The sequence below is a fragment of the Paenarthrobacter aurescens genome (genome assembly GCF_041549525.1).
Classification (GTDB): domain Bacteria; phylum Actinomycetota; class Actinomycetes; order Actinomycetales; family Micrococcaceae; genus Arthrobacter; species Arthrobacter aurescens.
The window spans coordinates 1,281,639-1,301,368 of record NZ_CP157456.1; the positions used below are offsets into that span (position 1 = coordinate 1,281,639).

Consider the following 19,730-nt stretch of genomic DNA (forward strand, 5'->3'; position numbering starts at 1 on the left):
CGGATCAGGCCAGTCGGAGGGCTCCAGCGGCCGGAGTGACGGTGAAGATGTCCGGGGCGGTGAAGCCGGCCTCCGCGAAGGAACGCACGACGGCGTCGCGCACCTGGTGTTCCTGTCCCACCGGAGTCAGTGCGATGGCCGAGCCGCCAAAGCCGCCGCCGGTCATGCGGGCACCGATTGCGCCGTTGGCGCGGGAGGTGTCCACTGCGAGGTCAAGTTCCGGGCAGGAGATCTCAAAATCGTCGCGCATGGAAACGTGGCTGGCATCGAGCAAAGCACCAATGGCGGCCGGGCCTGCGGAGGCCAGGACCTCCACCGTCTGAAGTACGCGATCGTTCTCCGTGACCACGTGACGGACCCTGCGGAGGGTGGTTTCGTCCAGCAGTCCTGAGGCTTCCTCCAGACGTTCCACGCCGACGTCGCGCAGTGCCTTGACGCCAAGGATTTCGGCACCCAACTCGCAGGACGCGCGGCGGGAGGCGTAACCGCCGTCGGCGTGCGAGTGCGACACCTTGGTGTCGATCACCAGCAGGACCAGCCCGGACGCTTCTGCATCGAACGGGACAAGCTCCACGTGCTGGTCGCGGCAGTCAAGGAACACGGCATGTCCCTTGGCCCCCCGCAAGGACGCCGACTGATCCATGATGCCCGTGGGTGCTCCCACAAACACGTTCTCCGCTCGCTGGGTGGCCAATACCAACTCTTCGGCCGACAGTCCGGCGCCGGTCAACTCGTTGAGGGCAGAAATGACGGCGCATTCAATGGCGTGGGACGAGGACAGGCCCGCGCCGGAGGGGACATCGGAATCCAGGAGGAGATCAAAGCCGGGCACCGTAATGCCGCGTTCCTTGAGCGCCCAGGCGACGCCGAGGGGGTAGCGGGACCAGCCCTCGCCGGATCCGGGTTCGGAGTCCGCGAGGTCAGCTTCCACTACGCCGTGCCCACCGAAAGTGGACAGCATGCGCACTTTTGAGTCGCTGCGGACCCGCAGGGCTACCTTGGCTGTCTTATCGATGGCGAAGGGCAGCACGAAGCCCTCGTTGTAGTCAGTGTGTTCCCCGATCAGGTTGACGCGGCCCGGCGCCTGCCAGACGCCGTCGGCAGCCGCCCCGAACGTTTCTTCGAAGCGGGCGGCCAGAACGCCGGTCTCGGTGGTGGTGCTCATGCTCGTGTGCCTTCCAGGGTCTTGTTCGAAGAATCAGGGGCGACGCTGCGCAGCCGTTCGGCCACGGCCTCGGGCGTGGTGTCGTTGATGAACGCCCCCATGGCAGCCTCAGAACCGGCCAGATACTTGAGTTTATCCGCGGCGCGACGAGGGGAGGTGAGCTGCAGGTGCAGCTGGCCCGCCGGGCGCAGGAGGGGATCCAGTGGGGCCTGATGCCAGGCGGAGATGTACGGCATGGGGGTGGGGTACAGGGCGTCAAGCCTGTTGAGCAGGTCCAGGTAGACGTGCGAAAGCTCATCGCGTTCTTCGCCCGTAAGCGCGGCAAGGTCCGGGACGCTGCGGTGGGGAACCAAGTGGATTTCCAAAGGCCAGCGCGCGGCGAAAGGTACATAGGCGCTGAAATGCCTGGCCTCCAGGACCATGCGGCTGCCGTCCTCACGTTCGGCCCTGAGGAGGGAAGCTCCGAGCGTTTCCTTCGCGTCGACGTCGTCGTAGTATTTCCGCGCCACCGCGCCGAGCTGCGCGGCGCGGGGCGTCACGTACGGGTACGCGTAAATCTGGCCGTGCGGGTGATGCAGGGTGACTCCGATGTCCGCGCCGCGGTTCTCGAACGGAAACACCTGCTTGATGCCGGGCAGGGCGCTTAGTGTTTCTGTCCTTTGGGCCCATGCTTCAATGACCGTTCGCGCACGCGTTTGGCCCAGTTCGGCAAAAGATCCGGTGTGCTGCGGAGTGAAGGCAACAACCTCGCAGCGTCCATATGCCGCCCCTTTAATGTTGTGGCCCGAATGTCCAGCGGAGGGAAGCGGCGGGATATCGCCAACTGCCGGGCCCAGCGACGGGAAGCGGTTCTCGAACACCACCACGTCATAGTCCGAGGCCGGAATTTCCGAGGGATTTGCCGCGGTGGTGGGGCAGATGGGGCATTGATCAGCCGGGGGAAGGTGCGTGCGCGTCTGGCGATGCGCGGCAACTGCCACCCAGTCGCCGGACAGGGCGTCATAGCGCACCTCTCCGGGCTCGCCCCGGGCCGGGAGCTCGCGGTGGTCCACTAAGGACTCCGGGGTTCGCTCCCTGGTTCCGGGGTCGTCAAAGTAGATCAGCTCTCGGCTGTCCGCGAGGCGGGTGCTGGTGATACGGCGCATAAGAGCATTATTTCACAAGTGACCAAAAGCGCATAGTTTCTAACAAAAACACACATCAACCCGTGGGTGATGAGAGCAGATGAAGTACGGTATTGCCATGTCTGCCTCTCCCTCGCCAGCCGATTCAGCCCATCAGTCCGAGTCCCGCCGCTTTGCCACGGGCCGTCAATTTGAGATCCGCAGGGACGATGCGCTCGCCGTCATCACCGAACTAGCGGCCGGCTTGAGGCTCTACTCCCGGGGCGGAGTCCAACTGACTGAAAGCTACAGCGACGACCAGATCCCGCCAGGGGCCACAGGGATCACCTTGGCACCGTGGGCCAACCGGGTAGAAGATGGCGTCTGGTACTTGGAGGGCAAGAAACAGCAGCTTGACATCACTGAGGCCTCACGCAACAACGCCAGCCATGGCCTGCTGCGCAACACCGGGTACGCGCTGGTGGACGAATCCGAATTCTCCGTGACGCTCGAAGCCACAGTCTTTCCACAGCATGGCTACCCTTTTCTGCTGCGCCACCACGTGCGTTATGAACTGGACCAAAACCTTGATCTTCGGGTCTCGCAGACGCTGATCAACGACTCCCACAGCCGGGCTCCCTTCGTTCTGGGCGCCCACCCGTACCTGCGGCTTGGCGATGTAGCCCCTGAAGACCTGATCCTGACTGTCCACGCCGGGACGCGGTTGGTGGCGGATGAGCGCCTCATCCCGCGCAGCACCGCTCCCGCGGACGGTCAGTTCGATTTCTCCGGCGGGTCAGCCGTGGGGGAGCTGCTGGTGGACGTTGCGTTGACGGACCTGACGTTCGACGGCGGCCTGGCTCGCCACACGCTTTCGGCACCGGATGGACGCACCGTGAGCCTGGAGCAGGACGAAAACTGCGGGTATGTGCACGTCTTTGTGACGGACACCTTCCCTGGACGTTCCAAGGCTGTTGCCCTTGAGCCCATGACCGGGCCGGCCAACGCCTTCAACAGCGGTGATGGCCTCCGCTGGTTGGAGCCAGGGGAGGCGTTCAGCATGACGTGGGGAATCACCGCATCCCTCTGAATCCCTCCTCCCGTCCTGCTTCCCGGACCCGCATAGCCCTTCTGTCTTGGAAGAGCCTGTGAATGTTCCGTCAGCGCTGGTCAATGACACGGAAGTGAGAGCCGGTTTCCCATACGGCTCGGCCTACGGAATTATGGGTTCATGACGCCAACACCGGACGCCAAAACACGTTCTGACCGCCAAATCGCCGAAGACATTCCCTATGGCGTGCGCATTGCTGCAGCCTGGTCCTGGCGGGCGGGCCTGATCCTGCTCATGATCGGTGCCCTGGTCTGGCTGCTGGGCAAGGTCAGCTTCCTCATTATTCCGGTGATGGTTGCTGCGCTGTTGGCTGGCCTCCTGCACCCGGTGGTGGCGTGGTTGCGCAATCGCAAGGTTCCCAACGGGGGAGCAGTCGCCATCACAGTGCTGGGCTTCATCGGCGTGATCGGCGGTGCCCTGGCGTTGGTAGGCAGGCAACTGGTCACCGGCTTTGGAGCGCTGTGGCAGGAAGCCCTGGCAGGCATCCAGCAGATTCAAACCTGGCTGGCTGATGGACCCTTGCACCTGACCGCAGACCAGATTGACCAGTACATTTCCGATGGCGCGGATGCGCTGCAGAACAACAGCAGCAGCATCCTCAGCGGAGCATTGTCCTTTGGCAGCACGGCCGGCCACTTTGCTGCCGGTCTTGTCCTGGCCCTGTTCATCCTCATCTTCTTCCTCCTGGAAGGGCCGCGGATCTGGGCGTTCATGGTCCGCCTCCTGCCCAAGAGTGCACGAAGGGCCACTGATGGGGCAGGGCGCCGGGGCTGGACGTCCATGGTCAGCTACGTACGGATTCAGATGTTCGTGGCGTTCGTGGACGCCGTGGGTATTGGCGTGGGCGCGGCCATCATCCAGGTACCTTTGGCCCTGCCTTTGGCTGTCCTGGTATTCATCGGCTCGTTCATCCCGGTGGTGGGTGCTTTGGTGACCGGTGCCATCGCCGTGCTGCTCGCCCTGGTGGCCAACGGCCCCATTAACGCGCTGATCATGCTGGCAATCGTCCTGGTAGTGCAGCAGCTTGAAAGCCACATCCTCCAGCCCTTGGTGATGGGTAAGGCCGTGGCTCTGCACCCGGTGGCCGTGATCCTCTCGGTTGCCGCAGGTTCCTACCTCGCCGGCATCCCAGGGGCTCTGTTCGCGGTCCCGCTGCTCGCCGTAGTAAACACGGCAGTTCGCTACATTGCGGGCAGGACGTGGGAACATGATGAAGGACTGGGCGGTGTGGAACTCCAACCGGCTGCCGCTTCGGCGGGGCCCAATGGCGATGCCAACTTCAAGGAGGTCCACCTCCCACGGCCCGAAACCCGCCTCGGTAAAGACGTTGCCGGCAAGACCAAGGCTTCGGGGAGCCCCTCTGTTGAGGAGCCTCAAGCCAACACCAATAAAGGAGAATAGTCAGTGAATACCCTCGAAACCCTGCCCGTCACGCTGGACGATGTCCTTAAGGCGCAGGAGCTGCTCGAGGGCATTATTACCAAGACTCCTGTGGAGTCCTCCCGTGCGCTCGGCAGCCTCGTGGGCGGCAACGTCTTTTTCAAATGCGAGAACCTCCAGCGTGCAGGCTCCTTCAAGGTTCGCGGCGCCTACGTGCGCATGGCCCGGCTGACAGAGGATGAAAAGAAGCGCGGTGTAGTTGCCGCCTCGGCAGGCAACCACGCCCAGGGCGTGGCAGTGGCCGCCAAGAGCCTGGGCATCAACGCCCGCATCTACATGCCGTTGGGCGTGGCCCTGCCCAAACTGGCTGCCACCAGGAGCCATGGCGCTGAAGTTGTCCTCCACGGCCACAACGTGGATGAGGCCCTCGCCGAGGCGCAGCGATACGCCAACGAGACAGGCGCGGTGTTCGTCCACCCCTTCGACAACGTCGATGTTGTTGCCGGCCAGGGCACCATCGGGCTGGAAATCCTGGACCAGATCCCCAACGTGGACACCATCCTCATGGGCGTTGGCGGCGGTGGGCTCCTGGCAGGGGTTGCGGTGGCCATCAAGGCCAGGGCAAAAGAACTCGGCCGCGAGATCAGGGTAATCGGCGTGCAGGCAGAAAATGCCGCAGCCTACCCGCCCTCCCTCGCTGCTGACGCCTTGGTCCCGCTGAAGAAGGTCACCACCATGGCCGACGGCATCGCCGTAGGACGGCCCGGCCAGTTGCCGTTCAGCATCATCCGCGAGCTTGTTGACGATGTTGTTACCGTGAGCGAGGACTCTCTTGCCCGCGCCCTGATCTTCCTGCTCGAGCGCGCCAAAATGGTGGTGGAGCCGGCAGGTGCGGTGGGAGTAGCCGCGCTCATGGACGGCAAGATCGAAAACCCGGGGAACACCGCCGTCGTGCTTTCCGGCGGCAACATCGATCCCATGCTCATGCTCAAAGTCATCCAGCGCGGTCTCTCGGCCGCAGGCCGCTTCATGACCGTCCGGATGATGCTCGATGACCGCCCGGGTTCCTTGGCCACAATCGCCCGCATCATCGCTGAAAACGACGCCAACGTTACCGGCCTGGATCACACGCGTTTGGGTGGCTCCATCAGCATGGGCGACGTCTCCATCACTATTAACCTGGAAACCAAAGGCCACGAACACGGCGAGCAGGTCCTCGGTGCACTGCGGGCCGAGGGCTTCCAGCCAATCGTGGTGCACTGACCGGAGGGAAGCTCGTGGTGCTTGGAATGCCTGAGGGGTCACAGGAAGCGGCCAAGGAATCGCTCGCCGGGCGGGCCAAAGGCGGACTGCTCTTCATGGGTGGATTCGTCATCCTGCTCTATGTCATAGAGATTCTCAACACCCTGATGCGCCACGGGCTCAACTCAACGTTCGGCCTGCGCCCCCGTTCCGTTGACGGGGTGCTGGACATCCTGACGTTTCCGCTGCTGCACGCCAACCTGAACCACCTTCTGTCCAATACCCTGCCGTTGATCATCTTCGGGTTCCTGGTTTTCATGTCCGGACTACGGGTGTTTATCACTGCGCTGGCGTTCAGCTGGCTCGGGTCAGGGCTGGCAGTCTGGCTGATTGGCGGGGGAGGAGTCACAGTAGGGGCGTCCGGGCTGGTGTTCGGCTTCTTCGCGTTCCTGCTGGTAAGGGGATTCTTCAACCGCAGTTGGTGGCAGATCCTTCTCTCCGTAGTCCTTTTCATGGCATACGGCAGCATCCTCTTTGGGGTGTTGCCTACGGTGCTGGGCTACATCTCCTGGCAGGCACACCTTGGCGGGGCCGTGGGCGGCGTCATAGCTGCAGTCCTGCTGCGTCCCAAAACCTCAGCCGCCATCTCCTGACCCAGGCAGGTCGCAGTTGGGGAAGGCACACGAAAAACGCCGGCCCACCCCGCAAAGGGGTGGGCCGGCGTCGTGTATTCGGGCCAGTGAGCCGCTGCCTAGGCGACGTAGGGCTTGGCGGAGACAATCTCCACCGGGATTTCCTTGCCATTGGGGGCGATGTAGCTCAGGCTGTCGCCTTCCTTGTGGCCGATGATGGCCGCACCCAGGGGAGACTTTTCGCTGAAGACGTCAAGATCGGAATCTCCGGCGATCTCGCGGGAGCCCAGCAGGAACTTCTCTTCGTCGCCGGCGATCTTTGCAACAACCAGCATGCCGGGCTCAACGATTCCGTCGTCAGCAGGAGCCTCGCCCACCTGGGCATCACGCAGGAGTGCGGTGAGCTGGCGGATGCGGGCCTCAATCTTGCCCTGCTCTTCCTTGGCGGCGTGGTAGCCGCCGTTCTCCTTGAGGTCGCCCTCTTGGCGGGCAGCTTCGATCTTCTGGACGATTTCCGCCCGGCCAGCGCCGGAAAGGTGGTCCAGCTCAGCCTGCAAGCGGTCGAAAGCTTCCTGGGTAAGCCAAGCCGCAGTGGCGCTATTGGTGGTAGACACGGATTTCTCCTCTAGATCTGGCAAATGCAAAAGACCCCGCCGAGTTGGCCACTCGTGAATCTCAGTAACCAACTTAACGGGGTGAAGGTTTCATCCATTGTAGTAAATCCTCTGGACGAACCCAAACCGCATGAGTTCTGGCTCACACGAGTGCTACTTGCCGCTGTCCACAATCCAGCAGTTGTCCACTACGCCGGAGACGGCCGGGGACTCGGTCCTCAGGACAGTTCGCTGCGCGGTGGTGCTGCCGCCGTCGGGATCGTTCTGGGGATCGTTCGGTCCGATCTCCACTACCTTCCAGCCCACCACCGCAAACTTGGAATCCAAGGCCTTAATGGCACATTTGGCTGTGGCGCCGGGGTACTTGGTGACCTGGTAGTCAACCTCTGCCTGGGTGTCGTCCACCGTGCTGTAGCCGATGTCCTTGAAGGTGACGGGGGCCTGGGCCGAGCCCGTTGCAACGTAGGCTGCGAAACCAATGCCGAGGACCAGCGCGCCAATGACAATGTTCCGCTTGGTCTTGCGTGTCAAGGCGCGCTTTTGACCGCCGTAACGATTGGCTAGGCTGGAGCTTGCCGGTACTTGGGTGGCCGATAGGTCCTCTGAAGTCACCCATCCAGTTTAGTGCCGATCCCGGCGCCCCATCACCGCCCCCAAAAAGCCCGATCCATGAAAGAGGAGCCGTCACGTGACAGCGTCCAGCAGTTCCGACCAGCAGCTGCGGCTGCTCGCCGTCCACGCCCATCCGGATGATGAGTCCAGCAAGGGGGCAGCAACCATGGCGATGTACGCCGCTGCCGGAGTGGACGTCATGGTTGCCACCTGCACCGACGGATCCCGGGGCGACATCCAGAACCCCGCCATGGAAGATGCCCCTCATCCCAAGCGGGACATGGCCGGTGCCCGGCGCTTGGAGATGGCCAATGCCGCTGCCGTCCTGGGGATCCAGCAGCGTTGGTTGGGTTTTGTGGACTCCGGCCTTCCCGAAGGCGACCCCCTCCCGCCGCTGCCCCCGGGTTGCTTCGCATTGCAGCCGTTGGAACGCGCCACGGCGCCCTTGGTCCGCCTGGTGCGTCACTTCAAGCCGCACGTCATCCTCAGCTACGACGAAAACGGCGGCTACCCGCACCCGGACCACATCATGGCGCACAAGGTTGCGGTGGAGGCCTTTGAGGCCGCAGGCGATCCCGAACGCTATGCCGGCCAGGGTGAACCGTGGACGCCCGGCAAGCTCTACTATGACCGCGCTTTCAGCCCGGAACGATTCCGTGCGCTGCACTTTGCGTTGGAAGAAGCTGGTCTGCAGTCACCGTACGCTGAGCGGCTTGCTGCCTGGCTGGAGGCCGACGCCGAAGGTCACACTGCACCTGAGGCAGGGCACCGCACCACCACCCAGATTGATTGCGGTGATTTCTTCGAAGCCCGGGATGACGCCCTGCGTGCACACCGGACCCAAATCGATCCCCTGGGTTTCTTCTTTGCAGTATCGCCGGATCTGCAACGGACCGCATGGCCGTGGGAGGACTACACCCTGATCAAGTCCAACGTTCCCTCAGAGCTGCCGGAAAAGGACCTCTTCGCGGGGATAAGATAGGAACGCCGGCAGTTTCTATCGCTCGTAGAAGTCACCGGGCAGCCAGCTGGCCCACCGGTCACGGCTGCCAGTCGGCCCGCATCAACTCCCATAGAAGGTTTGAAAGTGCATCACTTGATTCTTGCCCTGACCGTCACTCCGTCGCCCAATCCCACGGGCACGCTGCGGCCCGGCCTGTCCGAGGATCAGGTGACGCCCGGTACCTGGGGGTTCGTCCTCACGGCCTTCATTGTCATCCTGACTACATTCCTGATTGTGGACATGGTCCGCAGAATCCGACGCGTCCGCTACCGTGCGCAGGTAGAGGAAGCGCGCCTCGCCGCAGAATCCGGTGATGCCCCAGGAGAGGGCGATTCCGCCCAGGGCGGCCCGGGTTCGCTGGACGGGAAGCCGTAAGTCAGCTCAGCACTGCCATCATGATCGCCGCGAAGTGTGCTGCAAACGCCAGCACAGTGAAGGCGTGGAAGAGCTCGTGGAAGCCGAAGTGCTGGACACTGAAGTTCGGCTTCTTGAGGGCGTAGAACACCGCGCCTGCAATGTATAGCGCGCCGCCTGCGCAGATGAGTATTGCTGCCGGGGCATTTGCGGCGAAGAACTGCGGAAGGTAGAACAGCGCTCCGCAGCCCAGGGCAATGTACACAGGCACGTAGAGCCAGCGGGGTGCGTGTGTCCACAGAATCCGGAAAAGAACGCCCACTATGGCACCGGACCACACAAGCCATAGCAGGGTGACCGCTTGTGAACGTTCCAGCAAGGACCAGGCCAGTGGCGTGTAGCTGCCGGCGATCACCAGCATTATGTTGGTATGGTCCAGCCGCTTGAGCAGCATCCGCACCTTGGGCGACCAATTTCCGCGGTGGTAGACAGCGCTGACGCCAAACAGGAGAAAGCCTGTCAGGGCATAGATGGCCGAGGTGATTTTGCGGTCCGGGGTGGGGGCAACGCTCACCAGCACAATCCCGGCTGCGAGAGCAAAAGGGGCGGCGACGGCGTGGATCCAGCCACGCCAGAGGGGCTTGGTTTCGAGGAGCTCAGCCATGGGACAAGAATAACTTACGTTTCGGTAAGTTACCCTGCAGTAACAAATAGCAGTCCGAATTTGACCGGCGGCTGCACCGGCGCGCCAGCTGGGGACGGTAGCCTTGGATGTGCGCCGTCGTCGTACAAGTAAGGAAGTCAGGTGAGAGTCCGGTGGAGCTGCCCGGTTTCCTGTATGGCTTCTATGAGCGCAAACTGCTGCGCTCCCTCAAACAGGACAGAATCCCCGGCCACATAGGCGTCATGGTGGATGGCAACCGCCGGTGGGCCCGGCAGTTCAATGCCCCCACCAGCCAAGGACACCAGGCCGGAGCGGACAAAATCCACGAATTCCTCGGTTGGTGCCAGGAACTCGGCGTCAAAGTAGTGACCCTCTACATGCTCTCCACGGACAATATGAGCCGATCCGGTGAAGAACTGGACCTCCTCATGGGCATCATCGCCAACACCATGGACCGACTCGATGAGGACGAAGACGTCTCGGTACACGCCATGGGGGCACCGGAACTTTTGCCGGACTACCTCGCCGAGCGGCTCAACAAGCTGACGGCCCGCACGCCGGTCCATGAAAAGATCCACGTGAACGTGGCCGTGGGCTACGGCGGCCGCCGGGAAATCGTCGACGCCGTTCGGGAACTCCTGCACGACGCCGACGCAAAAGGGCGCAGCATGTCCGAAGTGGCAGATGAACTTTCAGTGGACGACATCTCCAGGTTCCTCTACACCCGCGGCCAACCCGATCCTGACCTCGTCATCCGCACCTCCGGCGAACAACGGCTCTCCGGCTTCCTCATGTGGCAAAGCGCATACAGCGAGTTCTACTTCTGCGAGGCACTCTGGCCGGCCTTCCGCAAGGTCGATTTCCTCCGCGCGCTCAGGGACTACGCAGGGCGCCAACGGCGCTTCGGCACGTAAGCACCCCCCGGTTTACGAGGAATTAATCTCCCGGCAATGCGACTTGCCGACTCACGTTGCGGAATTTTCCGTGAGTGGGATTACGTTAATCCCATCAGCAGGCAAAACCGCCCGCTGATCGGGGAGGCCAGTATATGGAGCGGACCATCGCACCAGTTACATGGGAGGCCGCGCCCGGCCTTCCGGCCGAGCCGCTTCACCATTAGGCCGGGCGAACTGCCCGGGGCTGGAGTCGATGTGGCTATTTCTGAGCAACTGCCCGCAATGGTTTCCGACGGGGAAAGTGCAGCTACCTCTCGCGCCAAGCGGGTCTCACAAAAAGCGCGGACCACACCATCCGCTACAGGCCGCAGCTACGTGATTGATACGTCCGTCCTGCTATCCGATCCCCACGCACTGTTGCGCTTCGCCGAACACGAGGTGATCGTGCCCATCGTGGTCATCAGCGAACTGGAAGGAAAACGCCACGACCCCGAGCTCGGCTATTTCGCCCGCAAAGCCCTGAGGCTCCTGGACGACCTCAGAATTGAACACGGCGGACTGGACCATTCCATCCCCATCGGCAAAGACGGCGGAATGCTCCGGGTGGAAATGAACCACATATCCCCGGAAGTGCTGCCCGCAGGATTCCGTGGGGGAGACAACGACAGCCGCATCCTGGCTGTTGCCAAGAACCTGGCCAACGAGGGCCACAACGTCACAGTGGTCTCCAAAGACCTCCCCATGCGCGTCAAAGCCTCCGCCATGGGACTCCAGGCTGACGAGTACCGCAACGAACTCGTCAAAGACTCCGGCTGGACCGGCATGGCCGAAGTGGACGCCACCGAAGAGGAAATCACCACCCTCTACGGACACGAACCCGCCTTCATCCCAGCGGCAGCCGAACTGCCCGTCAACACCGGACTCGTTCTTCTTTCCAACCGTGGCTCCGCCCTGGGGCGGGTAGGGGCGGACAAACAAGTCCGCCTCGTCAAGGGCGACCGCGACGTCTTCGGGCTCCACGGCCGTTCAGCCGAACAACGGCTGGCAATCGACCTCCTCATGGACCCCGCAGTAGGGATCGTGTCCATCGGCGGGCGGGCCGGTACGGGCAAGTCCGCGCTTGCCCTCTGTGCGGGCCTGGAAGCCGTCCTGGAACGCCAGGAACACCGCAAAGTAGTAGTGTTCCGCCCCCTCTACGCGGTGGGCGGCCAGGAACTCGGTTACCTGCCCGGCTCCGAGTCCGAAAAAATGAACCCGTGGGCTCAGGCCGTGTTCGACACCCTCGGAGCATTAGTCAGCCAGGAAGTCGTGGAAGAAGTCATGGACAGGGGCATGCTCGAGGTCCTGCCGCTGACCCACATCCGCGGCCGATCACTCCACGACGCCTTCGTGATCGTGGACGAGGCCCAGTCACTGGAGAAAAACGTCCTGCTCACCGTCATGAGCCGCATCGGACAAAACTCCAAAATCGTCCTCACCCACGACGTCGCGCAGCGTGACAACCTTCGTGTAGGACGGCACGACGGTGTGGCCGCAGTAGTGGAGACCCTCAAAGGCCACCCGCTGTTCGGGCACATCACGCTGACCCGCTCGGAGCGGTCGCCGATTGCGGCCCTGGTGACGGAGTTGCTCGAAGGGGCTGAAATCTAACCCCATCGACCAGTGGCCGCCTACGGCGAAGGCCAGACATCCTCTGCGTGCTAGCTCGTTCCTCGCTTTTGACGCACGCTGCCGGATGCCTGGCCTTCGCCTTTGAATCGCCCGCCGGAAGTTTTCAGATTCCGAGATAGGTGGAAAGGGCTTCGTGGCCTTGGACTTTTAGGGTCCAGTTGGGGCGGTTGTAGGTGGTGGGGGTGAGGCGGAGCCTTTGGACTTCCTCTACTTTTTCGCCCCAGCCCTCCCGGGAGATGCCGTTCGGTTCATAACCGAGGCCGGTGGATACGCCCAGTGATTGTTGGTTCCAGACCGCCGCCTCGGACTCGGCCACTTCCGCGTTCAGGTAGTCGAAGGCAAAGCTCACGACGGCGGCACGCATCTCCTTGCCGAAGCCCTGGGCCTTGCGCGGACTGCTTGAGCCAGGATCCTGTCCCTACGGTTTTCAGCGTCTTGAAGTTCTTGGCGCCGAGGTCCTGGACGCCCAGAAACTCGTCGTCGTGCCAGATGGCCAAGAGCAGGGTCCAGGACTCAGGCGTGAAATTAGCCCGGCAGCGCCAGTACCACTGGGCCATGTTCGGTGCGAGTTCCTCGTCCGGGAGTTCTGCCCACGGCATGCTGAACGGGCTCTTTCCTGGTGGGTGGACGCCGGAACGGGCTGCAGCTACAGCCTGTGGGATGTCCTCGTCCAATACGGGACGGATTGTCAGCCTCGGGGTGTTGAGGGTGAGCCCGAAGGGGGGCCAGAATTCTGCCAGCGATGTCATCGCCGTAGCTTAGCCCGCCCGTGGGGGCCGAGCGAGTCACACCGCAAAGGGCCGAGGGTATTCAGGCGGCAGGACCGATGTCCCAGGAGATGTGGCGGCGGACGTCCGTCAGATGCATCGACTCCGCCAGGAAAAGATCATCCAGCATGTACTCATCCACGGCCAGGATCTTGAGCCAGTGGCCTTTGCCGGAGGAATCGCCATCCAGGCTTTGGCTGGCCACGCAAACCCCTGTGCCGGTATCTATCCTGATCAACGTCCGGCCCGGGTGGATCAGCGGTTCCCGCGGATCTGAGGGTACGTACGTCCGGCTTGGCGTGACAATTGTTTCCAATGCCGGCCGGCCCTCATGGTCCACTTCGCGCGGTTGTTCAAGGAACACAGGATTGGTATCCGGGAACTCCAAGGGGACAGGGGCCTTGCCGGCAAGTTCCACGGGATCCAGGGCGGCGGCAAGGCGTCCGTTACCGAAGGACGGCTCCCCGTACGCGGCCTCCGGGCGGCGGCGCACCAGACCGGCGTCGTCATATACAGGGGTGACCAGATGGGCCGGGAGCAGCCACGAACGGCGTGTGGAACTGACGTACAGATCATCCCGGGAATCGTTGATTCCGGTGGTGCTGTGCAGCAGCTGGCCATCCGGGGTCTCCAGCCGGAGTGCCCCCGGCCGCCTGAGCCATGCCCTGACGATCGCGGCACCGGACGCTGGCCGTTCAAGGTATTCGAAGCGGAGGCTGGTCCATTTCCAGGGCGAGGAGCGGCAAAGATTGCGGAATGTGGAGGACAAGTCAAAGTCCGCTCCAGCTGCACCGTATCGCCCCATATCCACAGTTTACCCAAGCCTTCAAGCAGGTCCGAGGGACAAATCGGGATAGCATCCGATGGTGATCCGACGACTCTCCGACCTCTGGACCGGCAGCCCGCTGGGCTTTTGGCTGGTGCTGGCAGCCTGCCTATACTTCGTGGCCATGGCCGTGCGGCTGACAGTGATAGATGTCCGGAGCCACCTGCTGCCTAACCGCATCGTGTTTCCGTCGTATGCGGTGGCCGGGGTGCTTCTGCTGGCTACGGCGATTCTTCATTCATTCGCCGATTCAGCCGCGGACCAGGCCGCATCGGCGGAGCTCTTTGGCGTGCCGGGGCTGGCCGTCCCGGCCGGTGGTGCCGTGCTTTGGGTGTTCTACTTTGTGCTGCGGCTCATTCACCCGCCCGGCATGGGCTTTGGAGACGTAAAACTGGCCGGCGTGTTGGGCCTCTACCTGGGGTATTTGGGGTGGGGCCACGTCTTTGCCGGAACCTTCGCCGCGTTCCTGTTGGGAGGGCTGTGGAGTTTAGGCATCCTCATTGCCCGGCGTGGAACACTGCGCTCGGCCATCCCTTTTGGCCCTTTCATGCTCGCCGGAGCGGCCGCCGTGATGGTGCTCCTGCCCGCATAAGAGGTCCACTCGGTGCCAACTGCGGCCAAACTGCAACGCTCCCCGTATTCTCGGTGTTCACCGGGCTGCGTCATGCTTAGCCCACAAGTGTTCTGACGCGCCCGAAGGTGCCAGGAGAGGTTGCGATGCAGCGGATCGGGATGAGTGTAACTGTGGGAGTACTCGCAGCCTGTACCGTCCTGCTGAATGGATGCGCCCAAGAGGGCAGCGGCTCCTCTGTGCCGGCACCGTCAGAGATCACGTCGAACAACGCCCAAGCTAGGTCCTGCGAGGCTCCGCTGGGTTGTTCCGAGTTCACTTCCGTGCGGGGAAGTGACGCTGCAGGAGATGTGGCGTGGCTCGGCACGCATCCACTAATAGTGAGCTTGAGGCGTGCCAACGGGGAGCGGATCTTGTCCGTTAGGACACCCTGCAACTATGTACAGGTGGAAGTATCGGTAAACGACGATGTCCTGACACCGGGTTGGCGAACCGCCACCGACAGAGGCTGCAAAGAGCCTACGGGCAGCTACCAGGCCTGGACGGAGAAGCTCTTTGACCAGCCTGTTCAGTGGACGCTCGACGGCGATACGCTCACCTTGAAGAACTCACACGCAACCATCGAATTGAAGGAAAACTGACACCATGGGTGCACCCGACTTCGTGCTGAAACTGCGGGAAAAGATCGGCAACGATCCCCTCTGGCTGCCGGCCGTGCGGGGCGTGGTGTTCGATCACGAAGGCAGGGTCTTATTGGGCCAGCGTGCGGACAACGGTCACTGGACACTCATCACGGGAATGCTTGAGCCGGGGGAGCACCCGGCTCCGGGCCTGGTGCGGGAAATCTTTGAAGAAACGGCGGTGGTGGCCGAGACCGAGCGCATCATCGGCGTCGGCGTTGTGGGTCCGGTGACGTTTCCCAATGGCGACGTGTGCGACTTCCTGGACATCACCTTCCGGTGCCGGTACGTCTCGGGGGAGGCACGGGTCAATGATGACGAATCGCTGGACGTCGGATGGTTCGCGCTGGATGACCTTCCGGAAATGAGTGCCGGAAATCTGGAAGCGATCAGGCTCGCCACGGAGCCCGAAGGCCCCGTGGCGTACCAAGTGGAGGACTAGCGCTACTGACGCCCCGCGTCAGCTGTTGGGCGGTCCTTTTCAGTGTCATCCGAAGCTGCAAAATCCGCTTCGAGGCGCGCAGTTTCAAGACGCTCCGCCTCAAGCCTGTCCGCTTCCTCGCCACCTACAGCCTCGCCGCGTGCCACCATCCCGGCGGTATCGGAAAGCGGAATCTGCTTCAGGGTGATTGCGAGGATCAGTGCAATGGCGATGAACGGAACCAGGTACCAGAAGACCGGCGCCAGGGAGTTGGCGTACGCGTTGACGATCGCATCACGCAACTGTTCAGGCATTTGGGCCAGGGCTTGGGGATCCAACGTGCTGGTGGACTGTGAAGCCTGCTCGGAAGAAGCGCCTGCACCGGTGAAAGCCTCGGTGAGGGACTCGGCCAGGCGGTTGGTGAAGATTGCTCCGAAGACTGCCACACCAAGGGATGCGCCTACCTCGCGGAAGTAGTTGTTGGTGCTGGTGGCAGTACCAATCTGGTCAGCCGGAACGGAGTTCTGCACCACCAGGACAATGACCTGCATGATCAGGCCCAAGCCCGCACCGAAGATGAACAGCTGCACGCAGATGACCCAGATGGGCGTCGCAGCGGTGAGCGTGGTCAGCCACAGCATCGCAGCGATGGTGAGGGCTGCACCGAGGATGGGGTACATCTTGTACTTGCCGGTCTTGGATATACGGATGCCGGAGTAGATGGACGTGCCCATCAGGCCCACCATCATGGGCAGCATCAGCAGGCCCGACTCCGCAGCGGACGTTCCGGAGGACATCTGCAGGAACGTGGGAACAAATGCGATGGCAGCGAACATACCCAGGCCAAGTGTGAAGCCGATTGCCGTTGCGTTGATGAAGATGGGGTTCTTGAACAGGCTCAGCGGAATAATGGGATCCTCGGCCCGACGTTCCACCATCACGAACGCGACGGCGGCAAGGACCATGCCTGCGCCGAACGCCCATGTGAGGGGTGAGTCCCAACCCTCGTCCTTCTTTCCCCCGAAATCGGTGAAGAAGATCAGGCAGGTGGTGGCAGCGGAGAGGAACAGGACACCGAGGATGTCGATCTTCTTCTCTGCCTTCTTGTTGGGCAGCGTCAGGGTGAACCAGGCAGTGATGAACGCAGCGATGCCAATGGGGATGTTGATGTAGAAAGCCCATTCCCAAGTGAGGTGGTCCACGAAGAATCCACCCAGCAAGGGACCAGCCACAGCGGAAAGACCGAAGATGGCACCCAGGGGACCCATGTACTTACCGCGCTCCTTGGCAGGAACGATGTCCGCGATGATGGCCTGCGAGAGGATCATGAGGCCGCCGCCGCCCAGGCCCTGGATGGCGCGGAAGATCACGAAGCCCCAGAAATCGGTGGCGAACGCGCAGCCTACGGACGCGAGGGTGAACAGGGCAATGGCCACAAGGAACAGGTTGCGTCGGCCAAGGATGTCACCGAATTTGCCGTAAATGGGCATCACGATGGTTGTGGCCAGCAGGTATGCCGTGGTGATCCAGGCCTGGTGCTCCACACCGCCGAGCTTGCCCACAATGGTGGGCATGGCCGTAGAGACAATGGTTTGGTCGAGGCTGGACAGGAGCATGCCTGCGATCAGCGCCGAGAAGATGATCCAGATTCGTTTCTGGGTCAGCAGCAACGGTTCGGCTGCTTTGGAGACTGTACTCATGCGGGGTCCTTCGAGGTTTCAAGGGGGTTGGGGCCCAGTTGTTGGCTTGTGGCCAGGGGCTGGGCGAAAAGTTTCCGTGCGGCGTTGAGGTTCTGCTCGAGGATCCCGCGGTACGGGCGCGCGTTGTCCTCCGAAAAGAATTGCTGTGCTGTCTTTTTGGAGACTGCCCCGAACAATGCGGTTGCTGTCACGACTTCCGGGTGATCCGGTTCCAGCCCTTCGCGGGCAGCTACCAGCGCGGCGAATTGACGTTCACGCGCCTCGCCTTCAAGGGTGAGCCGGGCCAGAAGTTGTGGCTCGGCCGTGATGGCGGCAATGAATTGCTGGACCTCTGTGCGGCTAATGGATGAACGTTCCATGATGGTCACCGTGAGCACGTGCAGGGCCGCCAGGAGGGTGCCGGAGATGCTGTCCGGGATTCGCGTGGGATTTGCGTTGAAGGCCTCCAAAGCCTCTTCGGGCAGTTCGTCCGAGAACGAGCCGATCACGGCGTCTTCTTTGGAGTGGAAGTAGTTGAAGAAGGTGCGGCGCGAGATCCCGGTTTCCTCGCAAACTTCCTCAACCGTAAATCCGTTCAGGCCGCACTTGGCGGTCATGGAACGGGCGACGGCGGTGATCGCCGTTCGCGTGGCAGCCCGCTTGCGCTCGCGGAGGCCGCCGTCGATATTTGCACTATTACTCACAGAGTAAAGTTTTGCACTCTTGAATGAAAAGTGCAAAAAGCGTGGGAGTTTTTGCACAGCTGACGCCCTTAAGGGGAGGCTTAAGGGCATCAGCTGTACAAAAACTCTTGGGTACGACGACGGCCGGTACCTTTCGTGGGAAAGGTACCGGCCGTCGTCGTGCTCTAAGTTTTAGACCAGAGGTCAGGCCTTGTGGGCCGGCGCCGTCATGGTGGTGACGTCAAGGGCCTTGTCCAGCTGCGCCTCGGTGACCTTGCCTTCGCCTTCGCCAACAAAGCCGAGCTTCTCGGTAGCCTGGCGGATGGTCAGGCCTTCCTTGACGGCGATCTTTGCGATCTTCGCGGCGTTCTCATACCCGATGTACTTGTTCAGCGGGGTAACGATTGACGGGGAAGCCTCGGCAAGGAAGCGTGCACGCTCCACGTTGGCGGTGATGCCGTCGATCATCTTGTCGGCCATGACGCGGCTGGTGTTGGCCAGCAGGCGGATGGACTCAAGAAGGTTGGCGGCCATGACGGGGATGCCGACGTTCAGTTCGAAGGCGCCGTTGGTGCCGGACCACGCGATGGCGGTGTCGTTGCCGATCACCTGGGCGCAGACCATGATGGATGCTTCACAGATGACCGGGTTGACCTTGCCCGGCATGATGGAGGAGCCCGGCTGAAGGTCCGGAATGGCGATTTCGCCGAGGCCGGTGTTGGGGCCGGATCCCATCCAGCGGAGGTCGTTGTTGATCTTCATGAAGGAGATCGCGATGTTGCGGAGCTGGCTGGAACCCTCGATCAGGCCGTCGCGGTTGGCCTGAGCTTCGAAGTGATCGCGGGCCTCGGTCAGCGGCAGGCCGGTGTCAGCTGCCAGCAATTCGATGACGCGCTCCGGGAAGCCTGCCGGGGTGTTGATGCCGGTGCCCACAGCGGTGCCGCCCAGGGGAACCTCGGCAACGCGGGGGAGTGCGGCGTTGATGCGCTCAATGCCGTAGCGGACCTGGGCTGCGTAGCCGCCGAACTCCTGGCCGAGCATGACCGGCGTGGCGTCCATGAGGTGGGTACGGCCGGACTTGACGACGTCCTTGAACTCCACGGCCTTGCGGTCCAGCGAAGCTGCCAGGTACTCAAGCGCCGGGATCAGGTCATTTATCAGGGCGGAGGTCGCGGCAACGTGGACGGACGTGGGGAAAACGTCGTTGGAGGACTGCGAAGCATTCACATGGTCGTTCGGGTGGACAACTTTGTCACTCCCGGCCGCGGCGAGGGCGCGCGATGCGAGCTCGGCGATGACCTCGTTGGTGTTCATGTTCGAGGAAGTGCCCGAGCCGGTCTGGAAAACGTCAATCGGGAAGTCGCCGTCGTACTTGCCGGTGGCAACCTCATCGGCAGCGGCGGCGATAGCCTCGGCGAGCTCACCATCGAGCACCCCCAGTTCGGCGTTCGCCAGTGCGGCGGCCTTCTTTACACGGGCCAGGGCCTCAATGTGTGTGCGCTCAAGCGTCTTGCCGGAGATGGGGAAGTTCTCCACAGCACGCTGCGTCTGGGCGCGGTACAGGGCGTTCACGGGGACGCGAACTTCGCCCATCGTGTCATGTTCAATACGGAACTCAGTGGTGGAAGTCATGGGGCTAGCTTATGGCGATTGGAC

General features: G+C 62.4%; 20 protein-coding genes and 1 pseudogene. 11 read left to right on the forward strand and 10 right to left on the reverse strand.

What is annotated here, in order from left to right; all coding sequences use genetic code 11:
* Window positions 1-4: 4 nt before the first annotated feature.
* Window positions 5-1,165: a galactokinase gene (gene galK, locus ABI796_RS06095; RefSeq protein ID WP_141283054.1), complete on the reverse strand. Its 1,161-nt coding sequence runs from the start codon at window positions 1,163-1,165 to the stop codon at window positions 5-7.
* A complete protein-coding gene (gene galT, locus ABI796_RS06100; protein ID WP_141283053.1) occupies window positions 1,162-2,310 on the reverse strand; it encodes a galactose-1-phosphate uridylyltransferase in 1,149 nt (382 codons plus the stop codon). Before galT ends, galK begins: the two co-directional genes overlap by 4 nt.
* A gap of 97 nt (window positions 2,311-2,407) precedes the next feature.
* Between galT and ABI796_RS06105 the strand changes: the two genes are divergently transcribed.
* The 4 genes from ABI796_RS06105 (at window position 2,408) to ABI796_RS06120 (ending at window position 6,654) form a co-directional block, all read left to right on the forward strand.
* A complete protein-coding gene (locus ABI796_RS06105; protein WP_246095741.1) occupies window positions 2,408-3,358 on the forward strand; it encodes an aldose 1-epimerase family protein in 951 nt (316 codons plus the stop codon).
* A 141-nt stretch (window positions 3,359-3,499) separates the two neighbouring features.
* Entirely contained in the window at window positions 3,500-4,780 is a 1,281-nt protein-coding gene (locus ABI796_RS06110; protein ID WP_141283051.1) for an AI-2E family transporter, read from the forward strand.
* A 3-nt stretch (window positions 4,781-4,783) separates the two neighbouring features.
* Complete coding sequence (ilvA, locus tag ABI796_RS06115) at window positions 4,784-6,022, forward strand: threonine ammonia-lyase (protein WP_026542826.1); 1,239 nt, start codon at window positions 4,784-4,786, stop codon at window positions 6,020-6,022.
* A gap of 26 nt (window positions 6,023-6,048) precedes the next feature.
* The gene (locus tag ABI796_RS06120; RefSeq protein ID WP_246095740.1) at window positions 6,049-6,654 is read left to right on the forward strand and encodes a rhomboid family intramembrane serine protease; all 606 of its coding nucleotides are present in this window, start codon (window positions 6,049-6,051) and stop codon (window positions 6,652-6,654) included.
* 98 nt (window positions 6,655-6,752) lie between these two features.
* Here ABI796_RS06120 and greA read toward each other — a convergent pair whose 3' ends face one another.
* Together greA and ABI796_RS06130 are read right to left on the reverse strand one after the other, a co-directional pair.
* Window positions 6,753-7,247 carry a transcription elongation factor GreA gene (greA, locus tag ABI796_RS06125; protein WP_141283049.1) on the reverse strand — a complete coding sequence of 165 codons (495 nt, stop codon included), beginning with the start codon at window positions 7,245-7,247 and terminating at the stop codon, window positions 6,753-6,755.
* A gap of 153 nt (window positions 7,248-7,400) precedes the next feature.
* Window positions 7,401-7,859: a DUF4307 domain-containing protein gene (locus tag ABI796_RS06130; RefSeq protein WP_141283048.1), complete on the reverse strand. Its 459-nt coding sequence runs from the start codon at window positions 7,857-7,859 to the stop codon at window positions 7,401-7,403.
* 76 nt (window positions 7,860-7,935) lie between these two features.
* Between ABI796_RS06130 and mca the strand changes: the two genes are divergently transcribed.
* Window positions 7,936-8,841 (forward strand): mycothiol conjugate amidase Mca, encoded by a 906-nt coding sequence (mca, locus tag ABI796_RS06135; RefSeq protein WP_141283047.1) that lies wholly within the window; start codon window positions 7,936-7,938, stop codon window positions 8,839-8,841.
* Between the two features lie 105 nt (window positions 8,842-8,946).
* A complete protein-coding gene (locus ABI796_RS06140) occupies window positions 8,947-9,237 on the forward strand; it encodes a hypothetical protein (RefSeq protein ID WP_141283046.1) in 291 nt (96 codons plus the stop codon).
* A gap of 1 nt (window position 9,238) precedes the next feature.
* On the opposite strand, the gene trhA is transcribed toward ABI796_RS06140, so the two are convergent.
* Complete coding sequence (gene trhA, locus ABI796_RS06145) at window positions 9,239-9,880, reverse strand: PAQR family membrane homeostasis protein TrhA (RefSeq protein ID WP_141283045.1); 642 nt, start codon at window positions 9,878-9,880, stop codon at window positions 9,239-9,241.
* A gap of 107 nt (window positions 9,881-9,987) precedes the next feature.
* On the opposite strand from trhA, the gene ABI796_RS06150 reads away from it, so the two are divergent.
* Together ABI796_RS06150 and ABI796_RS06155 are read left to right on the forward strand one after the other, a co-directional pair.
* Window positions 9,988-10,794 (forward strand): isoprenyl transferase, encoded by an 807-nt coding sequence (locus ABI796_RS06150; protein ID WP_141283044.1) that lies wholly within the window; start codon window positions 9,988-9,990, stop codon window positions 10,792-10,794.
* A 237-nt stretch (window positions 10,795-11,031) separates the two neighbouring features.
* Window positions 11,032-12,426 carry a PhoH family protein gene (locus ABI796_RS06155; protein ID WP_141283043.1) on the forward strand — a complete coding sequence of 465 codons (1,395 nt, stop codon included), beginning with the start codon at window positions 11,032-11,034 and terminating at the stop codon, window positions 12,424-12,426.
* Between the two features lie 124 nt (window positions 12,427-12,550).
* On the opposite strand, the pseudogene ABI796_RS06160 reads toward ABI796_RS06155, so the two are convergent.
* Window positions 12,551-13,196: pseudogene (locus tag ABI796_RS06160) on the reverse strand (GNAT family N-acetyltransferase).
* Window positions 13,197-13,257: 61 nt separating this feature from the next.
* Complete coding sequence (locus ABI796_RS06165; RefSeq protein ID WP_141283042.1) at window positions 13,258-14,019, reverse strand: hypothetical protein; 762 nt, start codon at window positions 14,017-14,019, stop codon at window positions 13,258-13,260.
* A 61-nt stretch (window positions 14,020-14,080) separates the two neighbouring features.
* Between ABI796_RS06165 and ABI796_RS06170 the strand changes: the two genes are divergently transcribed.
* The 3 genes from ABI796_RS06170 to ABI796_RS06180 all read left to right on the forward strand — a co-directional run bounded on the left by ABI796_RS06170 (window position 14,081) and on the right by ABI796_RS06180 (window position 15,733).
* Window positions 14,081-14,632: an A24 family peptidase gene (locus ABI796_RS06170; protein WP_141283156.1), complete on the forward strand. Its 552-nt coding sequence runs from the start codon at window positions 14,081-14,083 to the stop codon at window positions 14,630-14,632.
* Between the two features lie 140 nt (window positions 14,633-14,772).
* On the forward strand, window positions 14,773-15,252 hold the full coding sequence (locus tag ABI796_RS06175) for an META domain-containing protein (RefSeq protein ID WP_281283976.1): 480 nt from the start codon (window positions 14,773-14,775) through the stop codon (window positions 15,250-15,252).
* Window positions 15,253-15,256: 4 nt separating this feature from the next.
* A complete protein-coding gene (locus tag ABI796_RS06180; protein ID WP_141283040.1) occupies window positions 15,257-15,733 on the forward strand; it encodes an NUDIX hydrolase in 477 nt (158 codons plus the stop codon).
* 2 nt (window positions 15,734-15,735) lie between these two features.
* Here ABI796_RS06180 and ABI796_RS06185 read toward each other — a convergent pair whose 3' ends face one another.
* The 3 genes from ABI796_RS06185 to ABI796_RS06195 form a co-directional block, all read right to left on the reverse strand.
* Window positions 15,736-17,412: an MDR family MFS transporter gene (locus ABI796_RS06185; RefSeq protein ID WP_141283039.1), complete on the reverse strand. Its 1,677-nt coding sequence runs from the start codon at window positions 17,410-17,412 to the stop codon at window positions 15,736-15,738.
* A complete protein-coding gene (locus ABI796_RS06190) occupies window positions 17,409-18,095 on the reverse strand; it encodes a TetR/AcrR family transcriptional regulator (protein WP_141283038.1) in 687 nt (228 codons plus the stop codon). Before ABI796_RS06190 ends, ABI796_RS06185 begins: the two co-directional genes overlap by 4 nt.
* Window positions 18,096-18,278: 183 nt before the next feature.
* Window positions 18,279-19,706 (reverse strand): class II fumarate hydratase, encoded by a 1,428-nt coding sequence (locus tag ABI796_RS06195; RefSeq protein ID WP_141283037.1) that lies wholly within the window; start codon window positions 19,704-19,706, stop codon window positions 18,279-18,281.
* Between the last annotated feature and the right edge of the window lie 24 nt (window positions 19,707-19,730).